General features: G+C 58.4%; 14 protein-coding genes and 2 pseudogenes. 9 read left to right on the forward strand and 7 right to left on the reverse strand.

Features of this window, described 5'->3' with window-relative positions:
- Positions 1-87: 87 nt before the first annotated feature.
- The 5 genes from RHM58_RS31995 to RHM58_RS32015 all read left to right on the forward strand — a co-directional run bounded on the left by RHM58_RS31995 (position 88) and on the right by RHM58_RS32015 (position 5881).
- On the forward strand, positions 88-888 hold the full coding sequence (locus RHM58_RS31995) for a glucose 1-dehydrogenase (protein WP_322269174.1): 801 nt from the start codon (positions 88-90) through the stop codon (positions 886-888).
- Positions 881-2707 carry a glycoside hydrolase family 15 protein gene (locus tag RHM58_RS32000; protein WP_201202191.1) on the forward strand — a complete coding sequence of 609 codons (1827 nt, stop codon included), beginning with the start codon at positions 881-883 and terminating at the stop codon, positions 2705-2707. The genes RHM58_RS31995 and RHM58_RS32000 overlap by 8 nt, the downstream gene beginning before the upstream one ends.
- Positions 2708-2951: 244 nt before the next feature.
- On the forward strand, positions 2952-3833 hold the full coding sequence (locus tag RHM58_RS32005; protein WP_322269175.1) for a phospholipase: 882 nt from the start codon (positions 2952-2954) through the stop codon (positions 3831-3833).
- A gap of 522 nt (positions 3834-4355) precedes the next feature.
- A complete protein-coding gene (locus tag RHM58_RS32010) occupies positions 4356-4745 on the forward strand; it encodes a hypothetical protein (RefSeq protein WP_322269176.1) in 390 nt (129 codons plus the stop codon).
- 233 nt (positions 4746-4978) lie between these two features.
- Positions 4979-5881 (forward strand): alpha/beta hydrolase, encoded by a 903-nt coding sequence (locus RHM58_RS32015; protein ID WP_322269177.1) that lies wholly within the window; start codon positions 4979-4981, stop codon positions 5879-5881.
- Here the strand turns inward: RHM58_RS32015 and RHM58_RS32020 are convergent.
- Positions 5850-6833 carry a GlxA family transcriptional regulator gene (locus RHM58_RS32020; RefSeq protein WP_201202176.1) on the reverse strand — a complete coding sequence of 328 codons (984 nt, stop codon included), beginning with the start codon at positions 6831-6833 and terminating at the stop codon, positions 5850-5852. The genes RHM58_RS32015 and RHM58_RS32020 overlap by 32 nt on opposite strands.
- Before the next feature lie 91 nt (positions 6834-6924).
- Here RHM58_RS32020 and inhA point away from each other — a divergent pair.
- Positions 6925-7610: pseudogene (gene inhA / locus RHM58_RS32025) on the forward strand (isonitrile hydratase).
- Positions 7611-8334: 724 nt separating this feature from the next.
- Here the strand turns inward: inhA and RHM58_RS32030 are convergent.
- Entirely contained in the window at positions 8335-9135 is an 801-nt protein-coding gene (locus tag RHM58_RS32030; protein WP_322269178.1) for an aminoglycoside phosphotransferase family protein, read from the reverse strand.
- Between the two features lie 7 nt (positions 9136-9142).
- Positions 9143-9631 carry an SRPBCC family protein gene (locus tag RHM58_RS32035; RefSeq protein WP_201255841.1) on the reverse strand — a complete coding sequence of 163 codons (489 nt, stop codon included), beginning with the start codon at positions 9629-9631 and terminating at the stop codon, positions 9143-9145.
- 169 nt (positions 9632-9800) lie between these two features.
- Here RHM58_RS32035 and RHM58_RS32040 point away from each other — a divergent pair, with 169 nt between their 5' ends.
- Complete coding sequence (locus RHM58_RS32040; protein ID WP_201255840.1) at positions 9801-10205, forward strand: GFA family protein; 405 nt, start codon at positions 9801-9803, stop codon at positions 10203-10205.
- A gap of 205 nt (positions 10206-10410) precedes the next feature.
- Positions 10411-10815: a lysozyme inhibitor LprI family protein gene (locus RHM58_RS32045; RefSeq protein WP_322269179.1), complete on the forward strand. Its 405-nt coding sequence runs from the start codon at positions 10411-10413 to the stop codon at positions 10813-10815.
- A gap of 96 nt (positions 10816-10911) precedes the next feature.
- On the opposite strand, the gene peaD is transcribed toward RHM58_RS32045, so the two are convergent.
- From peaD to peaA, 4 genes are all read right to left on the reverse strand, one after another.
- Positions 10912-12030, reverse strand: a complete 1119-nt coding sequence (gene peaD / locus RHM58_RS32050; RefSeq protein WP_201191082.1) for a quinohemoprotein amine dehydrogenase subunit beta — start codon at positions 12028-12030, stop codon at positions 10912-10914.
- Between the two features lie 23 nt (positions 12031-12053).
- Positions 12054-12377 (reverse strand): quinohemoprotein amine dehydrogenase subunit gamma, encoded by a 324-nt coding sequence (gene qhpC / locus RHM58_RS32055; RefSeq protein WP_201205012.1) that lies wholly within the window; start codon positions 12375-12377, stop codon positions 12054-12056.
- A 1-nt stretch (position 12378) separates the two neighbouring features.
- Positions 12379-13809 (reverse strand): quinohemoprotein amine dehydrogenase maturation protein, encoded by a 1431-nt coding sequence (gene peaB, locus RHM58_RS32060; RefSeq protein WP_201191091.1) that lies wholly within the window; start codon positions 13807-13809, stop codon positions 12379-12381.
- A 94-nt stretch (positions 13810-13903) separates the two neighbouring features.
- Positions 13904-15484 (reverse strand): quinohemoprotein amine dehydrogenase subunit alpha, encoded by a 1581-nt coding sequence (peaA, locus tag RHM58_RS32065; RefSeq protein ID WP_322269180.1) that lies wholly within the window; start codon positions 15482-15484, stop codon positions 13904-13906.
- A 599-nt stretch (positions 15485-16083) separates the two neighbouring features.
- Between peaA and RHM58_RS32070 the strand changes: the two are divergent.
- Positions 16084-17777, forward strand: a pseudogene (locus tag RHM58_RS32070) (amidohydrolase).
- Positions 17778-17921 lie beyond the last annotated feature (144 nt).

Raw genomic sequence — 17921 nt, forward strand, 5'->3', positions numbered from 1 at the left:
AGGGGCCTGCACTGACGCCCGAAAATGAACTCTCTACCCAACAATCCAGTCAGCTAGTTAGGCCCTCCCTTCAAGGCGCTAACGCTCATGCAGATTTCTCTCGATCAACAAGTAGCCCTGGTCACCGGCGCCAGTTCCGGCATTGGTGCCGGCGCCGCCAAAGCGCTGGCCGCTGCCGGTGCTGCCGTCGTCATCAACTACAACTCCCAGGCCGCTCCCGCCGAAGAACTCGCCAAGCAGATCAACGACAGCGGCGGTCGCGCCATTGCCATCGGTGCCGACGTCTCGAAGGAGGAGGACGTCGAACGGCTGTTCGCCCAGACCCTCGACGCCTTCGGTTTCCTCGATATTCTGGTGGCGAATTCCGGCATGCAAAAAGATGCAAATGCCGTGGACATGACCCTCGCCGACTGGAACCAGGTGATCGGCGTCAACCTCACCGGCCAGTTCCTCGCTGCCCGCGCCGCCCTGCGGATTTTCAACAAACAGGGCATTCGCCAAGGCGTGTCCCGAGCCGCCGGCAAGATCATCCACATGAGTTCGGTACACCAGCGCATTCCATGGGCCGGCCACGTCAATTACGCAGCGTCCAAGGGCGGCGTCGACATGCTGATGCAGACCCTGGCCCAGGAAGTCAGCCAGCAGAAAATCCGCATCAACGGCATCGCGCCAGGGGCCATTCGCACGGCGATAAACCGCGCCGCCACCGAGGGCGACGCCGCGCAAGAACTGCTCAAGCTCATCCCTTACGGTCGTATCGGTGATGTCGAGGACATCGCCAACGCCGTGGTTTTTCTCGCCTCCGATCTGTCCGATTACATCGTCGGCACCACCCTGTTCATCGACGGCGGCATGAGCCTCTATCCGGAGTTCCGTGGCAATGGCTGATCATCATCCCGAACGACAAAGCGCCATCGACGCCCACGGCATCATTGGCGACATGCGCAGCGCGGCACTGGTCAACGACAAGGGCAGCGTGGATTTTTTCTGCTGGCCGGAGTTCGACAGCCCGTCGATCTTCTGCTCGCTTTTGGACACTCCCGAGGCCGGGATTTTCCAACTGGCCCCGGACCTGCCTGACGCACGCCGCGAGCAAATCTACCTGCCGGACACCAATGTCCTGCAAAGCCGTTGGCTGAGCGAACGCGCCGTGGTCGAAATCACCGACTTGCTGCCGATTGGCGACAGCGAAGATGACCTGCCGATGCTGATGCGCCAGGTGCGGGTGGTCAGCGGCACGGCGACGATACGCATGCGTTGCGCGGTGCGGCATGACTACGCCCGGGCAAAAACCCGTGCTCGCCTCGATGAACAGGACGCGGTGTTTGAAGCCACAGACCAACCGTCCCTACGCCTGTCTTCGGATCAAGCCCTGAGCCTCGACGGTAATTGCGCCGTCGCCGAGTTCACCCTTAAGCAGGGACAAAGCGCGAAGTTTCTGTTGGGCGCGGTCGACGATCCACGCTTCAAGGAAGGTGCCGCCGAACTGTGCCTGGAACGTACCTTGAAGTTCTGGCGCGACTGGATCGGTCAGTCCAACTATCGCGGTCGCTGGCGGGAAATGGTCAACCGCTCGGCCCTGGCCATGAAGTTGCTGACCTCGCGCAAACACGGCGCAATCCTCGCCGCCGCGACCTTCGGTCTGCCGGAAACCCCCGGCGGCGAACGCAACTGGGATTACCGCTACACCTGGATCCGCGACGCCTCGTTCACCGTCTACGCCTTTATGCGCCTGGGCTTCGTCGACGAGGCCAACGCCTACATGAACTGGTTGCGCGGGCGCGTCAGTGATTGCCACGGCAACTCGATGAAAATCAACATCCTCTACGCCATCGACGGTCGCCAGAAACTGCCGGAAACCGAACTCACGCACTTGGCCGGCCACGGCGGCGCGAAACCGGTGCGCATCGGCAACCAGGCTTACGATCAGATCCAGCTCGACATCTTCGGCGAGCTGATGGACGCGGTGTATCTGGTCAACAAGTATGGCGAAGCGATTTCCCATGAAGGCTGGAAGCACACCGTGGAAGTGGTCGATCAAGTCTGCGAAACCTGGGAGAGCGAAGACGTCGGCATTTGGGAAATGCGTGGCGAGCAGCATCACTTCCTGCATTCGCGACTGATGTGCTGGGTCGCCGTGGACCGGGCCATTCGCCTGGCGTCCAAACGTTCCCTGCCCGCCCCGTTTGCGCGCTGGGACCAGACTCGCCAAGCGATCTACACCGACATCTGGGCAAAGTTCTGGAACGAAGAACGCGGGCATTTCGTGCAGCATATCGGCGGCACCGCGCTTGATGGCTCGATGTTGCTGATGCCGCTGGTGCGCTTCGTCAGCGCCAAGGACCCGCGCTGGCTCTCGACCCTGGAAGCGATCCAGAAAACCCTGGTGCGCGATGGCATGGTCTACCGCTACCACAACGAAGACAGCCACATCGACGGCTTGGTCGGCACCGAAGGCGCCTTCGCTGCTTGCTCGTTCTGGTACGTCGAATGCCTGGCCCGAGCCGGCCAGGTGGAAAAGGCTCATCTGGAGTTTGAGCAACTGCTGAGGTACGCCAACCCGCTGGGCCTGTATGCCGAAGAGTTCGACAGCCATGCGCGGCACCTGGGCAATACGCCGCAAGCGTTGACGCACCTGGCGCTGATCAGTGCGGCGAGTTTTCTGGATCGCAAGTTGAGTGGGGAGAAGAATTACTGGCAGCCTTAAAAACTGTTCACTGCCGCTCGCTTTAATAAAACACCCACCATCAAGAAGCTTCTTTTATAAGAAGCTTTACTTTAAAACAGCAATACAACAAACCCAATACACCGAACTTGAATTTTATCGCCACACTTTAAAACTTCCTTCCCTACCTGATAACGAATTATAAGTACTTCAAGCTCAAACCCGGCACAACATACGCCAACCAGGGCTTATCTACTTTATAATCCATCATCTAGAACCTTTAACAATGAATCCAGCAAGCAACACCACAACCCGCAACAACTACGCCAATTGGATGAGCACTACGCCACATATTGACAGTTTGAAAATCGGCGAACTTGTCTGGCCTGGCTGTCACAATGCCGCCATGGACTGGGACATCGGTCATTCTTTCCCGGAGTCTGCATCGGCCAACTGGGCGCTTTGTCAGAACCACGACTTACTCTGGCAAATGAGGAACGGGGCACGGTCTTTTGATCTGCGGATGCTCTTGCAAAATAACGAATTCAAGGCCTACCACTGGAAAATCCGCGGGCGGCTACTTAAAGAAATCGTTGCCGCAGCCAACACTTTCCTTGATGAAAACCCGGATGAATTCATCATCCTTGACTTTAATACGCTCCATGATGAAAAAGACAATCGGTTTGATCACTCATTATTCAGAGAGGAAATACTGCGCCATTTAAAAGACCGTCTGATCCCATACAGCAATAAATACCTAAGCTTTGCGCAACTGAGGAAAATCAGCCGAAAGCAACGAGTTATTCTCTCCATCGAATATCATGAAAAATTTGGTTCAGAATTATTCTGGCCTGCCTTTCAAAATCGCTGGGAGGGAAGCACATTTATTTCTGTTGAAAAGCTAGCGCAATACGTTACTGAAGTGATGCAAAACCCTCCGTCCTTCACTTATCCGTGGAGACTGTCCATGACCCAATATACTGCCGCACGTGGCCCCACCAAGTTAACCAAGGAAATCAATGCCTGGTTCGACATGGAAAGCTACTTCCTTTACCGTTCGAGCATTATCAGTGTCGACTTTTTTGACGAAAGCAGACTCGTGGAATATTGCATCGGCGCAAACAGTCGGCTGGTTCGGGAGCCGCATTTAAAACGTCCTTTTAAATGAGTCGGATACATCCGTAGGCATTAACGCTATTGGCATTGATCCTTGCGGCGGATTTTCTCTATCGCAAGTTCAGCGCCGAGAAAAATTACTGGCAGCCTTGAACGTCATCCATAGCCGCCAGATCTTGTCGGAAATTTCCTTTTTCTAACCTCGACCTGTAGGAATTAGACCTACATGCGATAAACAAAACCCGGTTTATCTGCCAAAACACACGCCCTTGTGGTGAGGGGGCTTGCCCCGTTGGGTTGCGCAGCGGCCCCTTTAACTTTTGCCCCATTGCCTCAGATGCACCGTATTTGCTGGTTTTGCGACTGCTGCGCAGCCGAACGGGGGCAAGCCCCTCGCCACAGAGGTATGTAGGTCGGCCCCTACAATGTCTAAACGACAGGCTCCGATTCAAAGTCCAGAACGTCCGTCCTACCCCCACAAATACCTTGTTGCCAGCTGTTACATCCCCCCTAACATCCACCGTCAACGGGTACAGCGGAGCTGTCCAACAAAACCCGAATTCAAGGAAACAGAATGACCCAGCGCATCCACCGCACCATCGACGCCCCACTGCGCTCCGGCCTGAACCGGGATGAACTGTGGGAAGCCCACGACAAGGGCCTGATCAAATGCTGGGAAATCGGCCGCCAACGCGCCAGCCGATTCCCCGACATTGCCCAACAGTGCCTCGCTGGCGAACTGCCGGTGCTGGGCTGGAAAGGTGGCGTGAGCCGCAGCCTGAAGAAACTCGAAAAGTACGGATCGCTCAAGTACCTGGCGCAATGGCAGGGGTTACGTGGGGAAGATCTGGATATTGATCTGAGTGAAGAGCGGGCATTGACGTGTTCGCGGACCAGAATGGTGGTGACGTTTACGCCGGATCGGTCGAAGTATTTTAATCAGGTGGCAGAAGTCGAGGCCTGAGGCTGACACACTCCCTGTGGCGAGGGAGCTTGCTCCCGTTCGGCTACGCGGCAGTCGTAAAACCTGCAAAATGTGTTTTCCAGGGAGGAATGCGGTGATTGATTTGGGCCTGCTGCGCAGTCCAACGGGGGCAAGCCCCTCGCCACAGAGCTCCCTCGCCACAGGTTCAGTGCACCGCTCAAGTCGGGCTTCATCAGCTAATGTTCTCGGATGCCAGCGCTCAGGAGTTCCTCGTGACCAAGTCGCCAGTCGTTCAGTACGTTGAAACTCCAAGCCTGAAAATCGCCTACGAAGAACACGGTCCGACCACTGGCGATCCGATAATCCTGCTCCACGGTTTCCCTTATTCCCCCCGTGCCTATGACGACATCGCCCCAGCCCTCGCGGCTCAAGGCTACCGCGTCATCGTCCCGTACCTGCGCGGCTACGGCCCGACTCGCTTCAATAGCCCCGACACTCTGCGCTCCGGTCAACAAGCCGCCCTCGCCCAGGATTTGCTGGACCTGATGGACGCCCTGGCCATCCTGCAAGCCGCGCTCTGTGGCTACGACTGGGGCGGTCGGGCGGCGTGCATTGTCGCGGCGTTGTGGCCGGAGCGGGTTCGCTGCTTGGTCACCGGTGATGGCTACAACTTGCAAAACATTCCCCACTCCACCCAACCGCTGGACCCTGAGACTGAACATCGCCTCTGGTATCAGTACTACTTCCACACCCCGCGCGGGGTTGAAGGCCTGACCCAAAATCGCCGGGCCTTCTGCGAATTGCTCTGGCGCCTGTGGTCGCCGACCTGGGTCAGGAACGCCGAGCGTTATCCCTTGAGTGCGCCGGCCTTCGACAATCCGGATTTCGTCGAGGTGGTGATTCACTCGTATCGGCATCGGTTCATGTATTCGCCCGGCGATCCTGCGCTGGAGTGGATGGAAGAGGCGCTGGCCAAGCAACCGCCGATCAGCGTGCCGACAATTTCCCTGTGCGGCGCCGACGATGGCGTCGGACCGGCGCCGGAGATGGACGAAGACATCGAGCACTTCACCGGCCTTTACGAGCGCCGCGTACTGGCCGGTGTCGGGCATAACATTCCTGAGGAAGCGCCCGAAGCGACGATCAAGGCGTTACTGGATCTACTGAAGGGCTGACGCTGAAACGCTCGCGGTAGGACTGCGGCGTCACGCCCATGGCCCGCAGGAAACTGCGGCGCAGGGTTTCTTCGCTGCCAAACCCGCATTGCACCGCGACCCGTTTGATCGGCACGCCAGTATCGCTGAGCAGCCGTCGCGCGGTTTCAACCCGAATCAGTTCAATGGCCCGGGCCGGGGTCTGGCCGGTGTCGGCGCGGTAGTGACGGATAAAGCTGCGTTCGCTCATGCCGGCCTGCAGGGCCAGGGTCGGGACACCGAGGTCTTTGGTGAGATTTTCGCTGATCCAGGCATGAAGTTCGTCGAAGCGGTTGCCTTCCTGTTGCAGGGACAGGGTCACGCTGAACTGCGACTGACCGCCCGGACGCTTGAGAAATACCACCAGTTGCCGGGCGACATCCAGGGCCACCGCGCGACCGAGGTCTTCTTCGACCATGGCCAGTGCCAGATCGATGCCGGCGGTGACCCCGGCCGAGGTCCAGACCGGGCCGTCGTTGATGAAAATCGGGTTGGGTTCGACGTGCAGGCGTGGATACATCTGCGCCAACTGTTCGCAGCGGGTCCAGTGGGTAACCACTCGTCGACCATCGAGCCAACCACTGGCGGCCAGCAGAAACGCGCCCGTACACACCGAAGAAACCCGACGACACCGCGTCGCCTGCTCGCGCACCCACGCCACCAAGGGCTCCTCCTGTGCCGCCGAATAAACGCCCCAGCCACCCGCGATGATCAAGGTGTCGCTGCCACCCGCCGGCAACGGCTCGGCCAATATCGCCAGCCCCGCCGACGACATTACCGCCCCGCCACCGCTGGCAATCACAGACGGTGCATAGGGCGCAGGCAAACCCTGTTGACGGGCACTGTCGTTGGCCGAAGCGAACACTTGCAAGGGTCCGGTGACGTCGAGCAGTTGCACGTTGGCAAACGCGAGTACGTGAATGGTCTTCGGCATGATTGGCGTAATTCGTGGGGTAATTGGCGGATACGCCAAATCCTACGAGCCTACAGTGAAGCCGTCCACCCCAACCAGGAGAAAAAACGCCATGACGTTGCAGATCGGTTTTCTGTTGTTTCCGCAGGTTCAACAACTGGACCTGACCGGCCCTTATGACGTACTGGCTTCGTTGCCGGACGTGAAGGTGCATTTGATCTGGAAGGACCTGGTGCCGGTCACCGCCAGTACCGGACTGGTGCTGAAACCGACCGCCACGTTCGACGATTGCCCGGCGCTGGACGTGATCTGCATCCCCGGCGGCAGCGGCGTCGGGCCGTTGATGGAAGATGAACAGACCCTGTCCTTCATCAAGGCTCAGGCGGCGAATGCCCGTTATGTCACCTCGGTGTGCACCGGTTCGCTGGTGCTCGGTGCCGCGGGCTTGCTGAAGGGCAAACGCGCCACGACGCATTGGGCGTATCACGAGTTGCTCGAAACACTGGGCGCGATCCCGGTGAAAGATCGGGTGGTGCGCGACGGTAACCTGCTGACGGGGGCGGGATCACGGCGGGCATCGACTTTGCCCTGACCCTGGCCGCCGAGCTGTTCGATAAAGACACAGCGCAAGTTGTGCAACTGCAACTGGAATATGCGCCAGCGCCACCGTTCCAGGCCGGCAGCCCGGAAACCGCGCCGCAGAACATCGTCGAAGAGGTTCAACGGCGTTCGGCGCAATCGTTCCTGCAACGCAAGCTGATCACCGAACGGGTGGGAGCCAGGCTGAACCTTCGATAAACAATCCCGCAGCAGGACGATTCAGAACGGACTCGCTGTCGGTGTACTGTAGGAGCAAGCGGTGCAGCGATCCGACTTGCCCGCGAAGAACGGTGACGCGGTTTGTCTGTGGCACCGCGTCAACTTCTTCGCGGACAAGCCTTGCTCCTACAGGGGCGATGTTGTGGGGGGATTTTCGACAGGCGAAAAAACCCGCCGAAGCGGGTTTCTCAAGACCATTGCGACATCCTGTCGGCAGCCATCCTGGCTAATGGTCGATCATCCGTGATCCTGAGCACTTCCTGTGCTTCAGTTGATGGATCCAGAATAAGCGTATCGACGAGGCTTAAACAGACGACATACCCGCGAGTGCGTGTAAGCCTTTGACCATTATTGCCAATAATCCCCCTGTGGGGGCGGGCTTGCTCGCGAAGACGGAGTGTCAGGCAACATTGATGTTGAATGTGCCGGCCTCTTCGCGAGCAGGCTCGCTCCCACAAAGTCAGCCATAAATTTTTCGACAGACGAAAAAAACCCGCCGAAGCGGGTTTTTCCCAAGACCATTGCGACTCCCTGTCGGCAGCGAATCCTTGCTTATGGTCGATCATCCATGATCCTGAGCACTCCCTGTGCTTCAGTTGATGAGGCTAGATTACGCTTCGGATCCAATGTGCAATAGACGACATAGCTACCATCGCGTGTAAGACATTCGCTATAGCTGCCCTTCCGAAAACCCTTAGACCTATCAGGTATCAAGCGTAAAAGCCGCGAGTTTAGCGACCTGCAGCTGACCTTCGGCCGCCATCGTGTCGTTATCCTCAAGAAACCAGGCGGCAGACAACCCGGCAAAGGCCAGCACCCATTGCAGCAAGCGCCGCCGCTCAAGCCCCGCTGCTTTAGCCACTATCTTGATTTGCCGCTCGAAACGCAGCGGATCCGACGCTGTAGGCAGTTCGGGGTTGCAGATCAGGTTGGCGTAATCGAAACCGCGCTCACCGAGCACCCGTTTGGGATCGATGGCCAGCCAGCCTCGCGTTTCGAAATCCAGAATATTGTCGTGATGGAGATCGCCGTGCAGCACCACCACGTCTTGCGGCTCGGCCAGCAAGGCTTCGGCCGTGGAAAGGCTGAGAGCATAGAGCCCGCCGTGCTGTTCAGCAGCCAGGCGCAACGCGTTGAACCATTGCGTCAACGGAACCAGCGGCGGCAAGGGCGACAAGCGCGGTGCATGCAACCGCGCCACCGCCGCACACATGATCTGGTTGGCTTCATCGTCCTGCCCGTTGAGCGCCATGCGCATCAGCGAGCGCCGGCCCATGGCTCGTTCAATCAACAAACCGTCGCCGTGATGGGCGAACACCTGGGCGGCGCCCTCACCGTCCCACCAGGTCATCAGCAGATTGCCGAATTTCTCTTCGTCATCGACGGCGATCTTCAGCATCGCCGGCACATCGCCCATGCGCACCGGTAGCAAGCGACTGCCAAGTGTGATGATGGGTTCGCCGTCCGGCACCAGCGCCCAGCGCTTCAACCAAGGTTCAAACATGCAACCTTCACTCGCCCTGATGTTCACGGGCCTTGATGCTGACTTTGAGAAACTCTTCGATATTGCTCATCTGCTCGTCCCAGCCACGGCTGTCCATGCGGAACGCCTTGAGCCTGCGCGTCTGGGGAATGTGATCAAAACCGGACTCGGTAACCTTCAGCAACGTACCGTTATCCATGTCTTCGAGCTCGAACAGCACCAGTGTGGTGGGCTCCTGGGAGTAATCGACGTCCGGCTCCACCGCATACGGATGCCAGCGAAACGAGAACACCCGTTCCGGCTCGACCCGCTCCACCAGGACATTCCACAGCAAATGCTCATAACCGGGATACGTGATTTGCCCCTGGGTCCACTCACCGGCGACAAAACGCTTGCCCTCCAGTGATACGCCAAACCACTGGCCGAACGCTTCGGCATTGGCCAACACGCGCCAGACCTGCGAACGCGGCGCCTTGAGCAGAATCTTCCTTTCGATGCGATCTGATGCTGGATTCATAAGTCACCTCCTGTACTGAACAGTAGGCCTGTGAGACCACAAGACCAACCCTAAAGTTGTATCAAGTGGGTGCGGTTGTCGCTTTCGGGATCTTGGTCGCGCCTTCGCAAGGGCCTGACACGCGCATGTTAAAGTGCGCAACGTTTTAAATTCCGGCCAAGGATGACCCATGCAACGTCCCTCCCTGCACGGCAGTTGCCTGTGCAAAACCATCGAATATCAACTCGACGGCCTCGACATGCCGATCGTTCACTGTCATTGCCAAACCTGCCGCAAGGCCCACGCTGCGGCGTTCGCCTCGACGGCCGGGGTCATGCGCGAGCATTTTCGCTGGACCAAGGGTCAGGATCGGCTGAGCAGCTACGAATCGTCGCCGGGCAAGCTTCGGCATTTCTGTTCGGTGTGTGGCTCGCAGTTGATGGCGGAGCGGTTGGCTCAGCCGCATGTGATCGTGCGGGTGGCGACGCTCGATGATGATCCGGGGACGACGCCTCAGGCGCATATCTGGATGGCTCACGATGTGCCTTGGCTTGAATATGAAGCCATTGAACAATGCCATGAGTGGCAGACATAAATTCCCGAGACTACACAGAACCTGATGTGGGAGCGGGCTTGCTCACGAAAGCGGTGTGCCAGGCAATATCAATGTCGACTGACACGCCCTCTTCGCGAGCAAGCCCGCTCCCACAGTAGATTGGGGTGGTCTGCAGATTGATTGATTGACCGTCCGCGTCGCTACACTGCACCTCAATTTTCCATTGTCACCGCGAGAATCCCCTATGAACCCACGCTTTCTCCTGGCCCTGTTGCCACTGCTGTTCACCACCGTGGCGCATGCCGTGGACTGCGCCAACGCCAACGACCAGAGCACCATGAATCAGTGCTCCGCCGAGCAGTACAAGGCTGCGGATAAAGAGCTGAATGTGCTGTATCAGCAGATCACCAAAAGATTGAAGGACAGTCCCGATGCCAAGAAGCTGCTGGTCAGCGCCCAGCGTAGCTGGGTGGCGTTTCGGGATGCCGAGTGCGAGTTTTCGGCCTCCGGGGTGGCGGGTGGCAGCATGGAGGGGCTGATCTACAACCAGTGCACCACCCACCTCACCAAGGTTCGCGTCGAGACCTTCAAGAGTTACCTCAAGTGCGAGGAAGGCGATATGAGCTGCCCGGTGCCCTCCTACTCTTAAAAGCGAAAAGATCGCAGGCTACGCCAGCTCCTACAGGGATCGCGTAACACTGTAGGAGCTGCCGAAGGCTGCGATCTTTTGATTTTCTGCCGAGAATCAGCGCACAAAGATCTGCGCCGTGGTAATCGCCATATCCCCACCCGGCATTTTGATGCTGCCGATCTGTTTCAGGCTCTCGGCATCGAAGATCGCCACATCATTGAACGTCCCGGCCAGGTAGATCTTGCTGCCGTCCTTGTTGAAGGAAATGCAGTAGTAGGAGTGATCCAGCGTCGCCGACTGCAACAGTTTTTTCTGCTTGATGTCGTACTTGGCCAACCGGTTGAGCACACCGAACATCAGGTTCGGGTCCTTCGGTGAGCGCATGCCGCTGAAGTAGATTTCCGTCAAAGGACCAAAATCGGTGGTTTCGGTCTTGCCGGTTTTCAGGTCGATACTGAACAGCCCGTAGAGGTACTCGGCGGTCAGCGGGTCCTGCTTCTTGTCCTTGAATTTCGCCGCGGTGTAGAGCAGCGAGAAGTCATGGCGATAGGTCTGCTGGTTCCACACGTAGAGCACGTCCGGCGCGCTGTAGTTCTCGCGTTTCCAGTGACGGCTGGGGATCAGTACATCGAACTTGCCGGTTTTGACATCGACCTTGTAGACGTCCGCCCCCGCCACATACAGCGTGCCATCGTCGCCACTTTGCATGATGGTCAACTGCCGTGGCGCCGGGAAACTGCGCACGGGTTTGGCGTCCATGCCAGCGTCGGTGGCGTAGACATCGAGCCGCGGTTGCTGCACTTCATAGCGGTCGTTGAGCATCAGCGTCGGGTTGGCGACAGCGAACAGTTCCTTGCCGTCATGGCTGAGGGTGAAGGCGAACATCGAGCGCGCTTTCTCACCGGGTTTCTGGGTGATGCTGGTGTGGAACACCTGTTTGCAGTTATCCAGCTCAACGCCGTAGATGTCCGCATAGTGGTTGTTCAGCACGTACGCGGTCTTGTGATCCGGCGACAGTTGCACGGTGCCAGGACCGAAGGCGTCCGGCATTTTGCAGGTCTTGAACAAGGTGTCGGTGGCCAGGTCGATCACATTCAGGTTGTTCGGGTAATTAGTGGTCAACATGTACTCGTGACCGTCTTGCAGTGCAGTGTTTTCATCGGCCAGAACGTTAAGCGAACAGACGCTCAGGACGGCGAACGCGGCCAGGCCGCAGGCTTTGACAATAAGCATGCTGAAATCCTTCTGAGGTCCGATCACTTATCTTTTGGGAAAACAGTCCCGAGGTTGCGCCAACTCTCGTTCGAGGCCTGCGCGTCCTTGTTCCAGTCCGGGTAAGTGCTCATCATGTCGGGCACCTGGGCCGGCCACCAGCACGGGTCGGAACAGCCATAAAGATCCGCTTCCATCGGCTGGCACAGCGACGACACACCGCCAAAGGCGTCGATTTCCCAACCCGGGTCGGTGGTCGAGGCGCAGCCGGCGACCGAGCTCATCGCCACCACTTCTTCAATGCGGTTTTCGGCTGCGGCCTGATCGAGCTTCAGCGCTTTGTTATTGATTGCCTTGAGATGTTTCATATCAGTGAGCCTTGCGCGGAGTGATGTAGCTGCTGATAAACGCAGGGTTGTGGGCCATGATCCGGGTGTAGACCTCGATGCCGAAGTCGACCCAGTCACGCATCAGTTCGCAGTAGTGATAGGTCGGGTGGGTCGGGTCGCCGTAACGGGCATAGCTTTCGTGATAGCAGCCGCCGGAGCAGAGGTTGCGGATCTGACAGTCCTCGCAACCGGTGTTGGTGCGGTCCAGGCGCTGGGACAGGAAGTCGTTCAATTCGACCTGTTTTACACCGCTGTGAACGTTGCCAAACGTCGGCAGTGACGAGCCGGTAAAGCGGTGGCACAGGTTCAGCTCACCCTTGTGATCCACTGCCAGCATCTTCAAACCCGCGCCACATGGCAGGGCTTTTTTATGGCCTTCGTGGATGTCGGTGATCAACTGGTGCAGGTTGGAAAAACCGATATTGCGGTGCTCCAACGCGGCTTCCAGGTAACGCCGGCCGAGTTTCTTCATGTTGGCAAAGACTTCGATCAGCTCCTCGCTGGACAGGTTGAAGGTGCTGATGTCGCCAGACGTCACCGGGGCGAAACCGACTTCGGCAAACCCCAGTTCGTTGAACAGATGATCCCAGATGGTTTCGACATCGGTGACGCCGGTGGTCAGGGTTACCCGCGCGCCGACCGGGCGGCTGTTGTAGCGCGACAGCAGCATCTCGGCCTTGCGCCGCACCACGTCATAGGTGCCCTGCCCGCCCACGGTGATGCGATTGCGGTCGTGCACGGTTTTCGGCCCGTCGATACTCACAGAGAGCCCGAAACGGTGGGCGTTGAGGTAGTCCACGGTGTCTTCGGTGAGCAGCGTGGCGTTGGTGGTCATGACGAACTCGACGAACTTGCCCGCCTCGGCAAACCGCTTTTCACAATAATCGACCATGTACTCGATCAGCTTGCGGTTGCTCAACGGCTCCCCACCGAAAAACACCACGGTGAAACGCTCTTCATCCGGGGATTCGCGCAGCAGCATTTCTACCGACGCGACCGCCGTTTCAACGTCCATTTTCTTGCCGGCCGACGGCTTGTCGAGGTCTTCCTTGTAGCAGTAGGTGCAGCTCAAGTTGCAGCCGGTGTTCACGTTGAGCACCACGGTATTGATCGCCGTGCGCTCGACTCGTTTGGTGCCGATGTCCGGGGTCAGTGGCGAGCCGTCGCTGACCAGTTCCAGGGCCATCAGCTCGCGCAGGGTTTCGGTGATTTCGTCACCGTTAAAGCGTGCGGCCAAACGCTGGATCAGGTCCTCCGACGAACAGCCGGGACCGCGCAAGGTATCGATGATGGTGCCGGTCAGCTCATCGCTGGCGAACAGCGAACTGCTGGGGATGTGGAACAGCATGCGGTCGGCGTCGACGTGCACTTCGTGCAGATTGCGTTCAACCAGATTCAAAATAGCGCCCATTGCAACCTCCTGTGCAAACCCCGGTTTCGAGGCCTGCGGTCATTCCGAAAAAGTGTCTGAAGCCGTTGCGGTCAGCTAGCTCACGTTTTCAACATCATGGAATGGGTGGATTGTTCCAGCGTTGCACGGTGACGATCATGTGGCCTTCGCCGGTCAGGGATTTTCCTGCGTCGTCGACGGCGGCGATCGACTCGAGGTTGCCGGCATTGTTGGTGGACATTTTGCGCTGCGGGTTTGGCCCGGCATCGCCCGGTGTAAACACGCCGCTGTCGGCCTGCATGGTGCCGGCGAACTTGACGTCCTGGTCTTCCTTGGCGCGATCATCGAAGGCCTCGACCTTCCATTGCGCCGGGAACACGCCAATGCGATACGGCTTGCCATCGGCGCCCTTGCCCCAGGCTTCAGCATCGAAACGGCCCTGGACTTTCGGCGTCGAGCCACCGCCCTCGCCGATCCGCGCCACCGAGAATTCCGGCACGACTTTGACGGCATCGATGCTGCTGTAGACCGACAGGGTCGGGCCTTTCAGCATGCCGACAGTGACGTTGCGCAGGCCCGGTTGAGCATTCGCAGCAGCCTTGAGTTTGACCTTGATCCGGTCAGGGCTTTGCTCGACGACGGCGACCACTTCCACGCCTTTGCCGAAGTTCGGTTTGCCGGTGAGACCGCTGCCAATCAACGTCACTTCGGTTTCAGCACCAGCCTTCAGATAACCCGGTTGAACGGCCAGCAAACGGCTGCTGCCCTGCTTGGCGGCAACGAAGTCCAGACCACGCTCATCGTGCTCAGCCTCGAACATCCGGCCCTGCATCGCGGTGCCTTGGGCGGCGAACACCTGGCGCATGGTCACGCCGTCGATGGTCACGTTACCGCGCCATTCATAACCGCTGTAGAGAATCGCGCTACCGTCGCCGTTGAACGGGCTGCCATCGGCGTATTGGCCTTTGACGCTGACCTGGAAGGTGTCGCTGCCATCGGCCGTGACGCTCATCACGCCGGCCAGTTCGCCTTTACCCGGCAAGTGGCCGCTGAAGCTCCAGTCGCCCACCAGCGCATCGGCTTTCGGCGCGACTTTCAGCCAGGCTTTCCAGGCCGGGTTGTCCAGCGGATAACGCTTGGCCAACAGGGGCACCATGTCCTTACGGGCGATATCAAACCAGTCGCGATCCCGAGCCAGGGCCTGGTACTCCAGCGACGGCCATTGACCGAGGTGGAAGTTCACCAGACGCTCCCACTCCTGGGCCGGACGGCGTTGCAGCGCAACCCGCGCACCGGAGTGGCAGCGGCCGCACATCTGGCTGGTCTGGTCGTCGAAATGCTCGACGGTATTGAGCCGGCGCTCCAGCGCATAGCGCACGCCATCGGTCTCGCTCGGCGCCAGGCCCTGGGTGTCGGCCAGGTATTTGACCAGGGTGCGGCGGTCGTCATCGCTGATCTGCAAACCGTGCATGGTCTGCATCCGGGCGATGCTCATCAGCCAGCCTTCCGGGGTCTTGCGCTGGTGGCTGATGCGGCTCAGGGCGTTATCGGCTTCGGGGGTGTGACAGCCCTGACAGGTTTCCTTGAGGATGGTCTGGGCGTCGCGGGCTGCCAGGCTGTAAGGCGAATGCAGCGCCACACAAGCGGCCACGGCCAGCAGGCCGGCGCTCATGCCTGATCGGAGTTTTCTCTTCATCAACGTCGAACCTCGCACGGTGCTTTCTTATTGTTGTGGCTTATCGTTTTTATGGTTTCTGCCACCGGCGGCGAGCCGCTGGCGGAGGCAAGAGAAACGTCTGCGATGAGCAATACACGGAGCGTGCCAGCTTATTAATAGTCTTTTAAATCAATAAACTGTGATGAAAAATCAGTTTACAACCGGGCTTCGAAAGGCAAGCCGGCGTCTAATATCGCGACAGCTGTTGCAGTCTGAGACAAGGATAACCAACTCCCGAACCACTGCTACGCTTGCAGCGCGCACATCGTGTGCGTTACGCCTCAAACCACCGAAAACCTGAGGAACGCGTCATGGGATCAAACGGAAATGATCACAATTGCACCCATTGCGGCTGCGAAAACCCCATCTGGAATGCACTCAAACACACTTTCGACCCAACGGCCCTTGCGAGCCAGCTGCCCAAGCTCGGGCCAGAACCTGATAGCGAGTCGGTCATCTTTACCGGCGGGGTGATTTACCCGCTCAAGGACGGCAACATGGATGAGCGGGTCGAAGCGCTGGGCATCCATGGTGGCGACGTCGTCGCCTCCGGTAGCCTCGGCCACGTCCAGGCCCACATGAAAGCCAAAGGCATCGCCTGGACGACCCGGCAACTGGACGGCAAAACCCTGCTGCCCGGCCTGATCGAACCCCACGTGCACATCGTGCAGACGTGCGCGATTGAAGGCTGGCTGGACCTGGGCGCCATCCAGGATTCGTCGAATCCGGATGACGTCAAAGGCCCGCGCGACATCAAACAGGATCAGCGGCTACGCCCCCGCTATGACTGGAACTGGCTGAAGGAAGAAATCAACAAGCACATTCCCGAAGACACTTCGACCTGGATACTCGGCCGCATGGTCGACCCGGCTCTGATGCCATTCACGGAAGTGAAAAACGGCCTCAACCAACTCACAACCTTTTACTGCGATATCGATGAAACCGGGGATAACGTCGGCAACCTGGACAACATCGTGTCGCAAAACCCGTTGTTGATGGTCAGCGCTTCGATGCACACCTTTTACTTGAACACGGCCGCGTGCAAAGCCGTCTACAACAGCCACAACCCGAGCAGCAAAAAACTGCGCGAGCACTACGCAACCTGCCAGGATTTCATCGACGCCACGCGCGGCAATCTTCAGGAGGAGGCCGGCATGATGCCTGCCATTCTGTCGATTCCGCTCAAGCAGGCCCTCGACGTGTTGAACATCTTCAACCACCTCAAGGCCTATTTCGATAAAGCGTCCAGCCGGGGCGTCACCCTGCTCTACGACGCCATGATGGACACGTTCTCCAAAATCGTCCTCGGCATCTATGATCTCAAGCACCACAGCAACGTGCGGATCGGTTATGCCGCGCCCTACGATAGCATTGGGAAGAAATACCATCCCGTGACCAAAGAAGCCGCCAGGCGTTTTTATCAAGGTGGGCTCAAGTTGATTTCGGACGGCTCCAACCAGGGGCTGACGGGCTATCAGGCGCAGCCGTACTGCTGTGAGACGAAGCCCGAGTTGGGTAACTTCAACTTCTGTGATCCGGATGGAACTACAACCCCGACAGTCATTCCCGACGCCTATCAGACCACCATCAATACGGCCATGAAGGACGGCTGGCCGCTGATGATTCATGCCAACGGTGACCGGGCGATCAGTTTCACCCTCAGCGCTTATGAGGCCGCGCTGAAAAAACCAGCGGGCTTGAAAAACGTCACCGTATCGAACACTGCTCGCTGTTAACCGAAGACCATCTCAAAGACATGAAAAGACTGGGCATCTCACCGAGCTTTCTGATCGGTCATGTCGGCTACTGGGGCTACGCATTCGAAAAGGCTATTTTCGAGGAGAAAGCCACGAAGATGCTCGACCTGTGCAAGTCGGCCCTGGACCATGGATTGAGAATCTCGCTGCACAGCGATTGTTCGGTCACCCCACTGGGGCCGCTGCGCTCCATGGAGCAGGCCGTGACCCGGAAAATGGAAGGCATGCGTGATGCGCAGGGCCATTTCATCAGTGACCCGCGTCAGCAACCGATCCTCAACGAAGCCGAGTGCCTGACCCGCCAGCAAGCCTTAAAAGCCATCACCTATGACGCCGCTTGGCAGTGCCATGCCGACCAGTGGATGGGCTCGTTGCAGGATGGTCACTTTGCCGACCTAGTGATTCTCGAGCAGAACCCGCTCGACGAAAAAGTCCCAGCGACCAGCATCCGCGATATCAAGATCTGTGAAACCTGGAAAGGTGGCCGCAAGGTCTATGCCCACCCTGAAAAGTGATCGGTAGCACCGGGCGTCCGACGTGACAGGTCGGGCGCCCATCACCGCGAAACCGTCTCAAGCGCGTCTCAGATTGCGACACACGCGCCCCTTCCTCAGCCTCTTTTGAAAGCTGAAACCCCGTTAAACCGCCGCTGTTACTGC

It is taken from the genome of Pseudomonas sp. 10S4 (assembly GCF_034344865.1).
Taxonomy (GTDB): Bacteria; Pseudomonadota; Gammaproteobacteria; order Pseudomonadales; family Pseudomonadaceae; genus Aquipseudomonas.

Coding starts and splice junctions, on each gene's coding strand:
- RHM58_RS31995 (WP_322269174.1), top strand. CDS start 88: ATGCAGATTTCTCTCGATCAACAAGTAGCCCTGGTCACCGGCGCCAGT.
- RHM58_RS32000 (WP_201202191.1), top strand. CDS start 881: ATGGCTGATCATCATCCCGAACGACAAAGCGCCATCGACGCCCACGGC.
- RHM58_RS32005 (WP_322269175.1), top strand. CDS start 2,952: ATGAATCCAGCAAGCAACACCACAACCCGCAACAACTACGCCAATTGG.
- RHM58_RS32010 (WP_322269176.1), top strand. CDS start 4,356: ATGACCCAGCGCATCCACCGCACCATCGACGCCCCACTGCGCTCCGGC.
- RHM58_RS32020 (WP_201202176.1), bottom strand. CDS start 6,833: ATGCCGAAGACCATTCACGTACTCGCGTTTGCCAACGTGCAACTGCTC.
- RHM58_RS32030 (WP_322269178.1), bottom strand. CDS start 9,135: ATGTTTGAACCTTGGTTGAAGCGCTGGGCGCTGGTGCCGGACGGCGAA.
- RHM58_RS32035 (WP_201255841.1), bottom strand. CDS start 9,631: ATGAATCCAGCATCAGATCGCATCGAAAGGAAGATTCTGCTCAAGGCG.
- RHM58_RS32040 (WP_201255840.1), top strand. CDS start 9,801: ATGCAACGTCCCTCCCTGCACGGCAGTTGCCTGTGCAAAACCATCGAA.
- RHM58_RS32045 (WP_322269179.1), top strand. CDS start 10,411: ATGAACCCACGCTTTCTCCTGGCCCTGTTGCCACTGCTGTTCACCACC.
- peaD (WP_201191082.1), bottom strand. CDS start 12,030: ATGCTTATTGTCAAAGCCTGCGGCCTGGCCGCGTTCGCCGTCCTGAGC.
- qhpC (WP_201205012.1), bottom strand. CDS start 12,377: ATGAAACATCTCAAGGCAATCAATAACAAAGCGCTGAAGCTCGATCAG.
- peaB (WP_201191091.1), bottom strand. CDS start 13,809: ATGGGCGCTATTTTGAATCTGGTTGAACGCAATCTGCACGAAGTGCAC.
- peaA (WP_322269180.1), bottom strand. CDS start 15,484: ATGAAGAGAAAACTCCGATCAGGCATGAGCGCCGGCCTGCTGGCCGTG.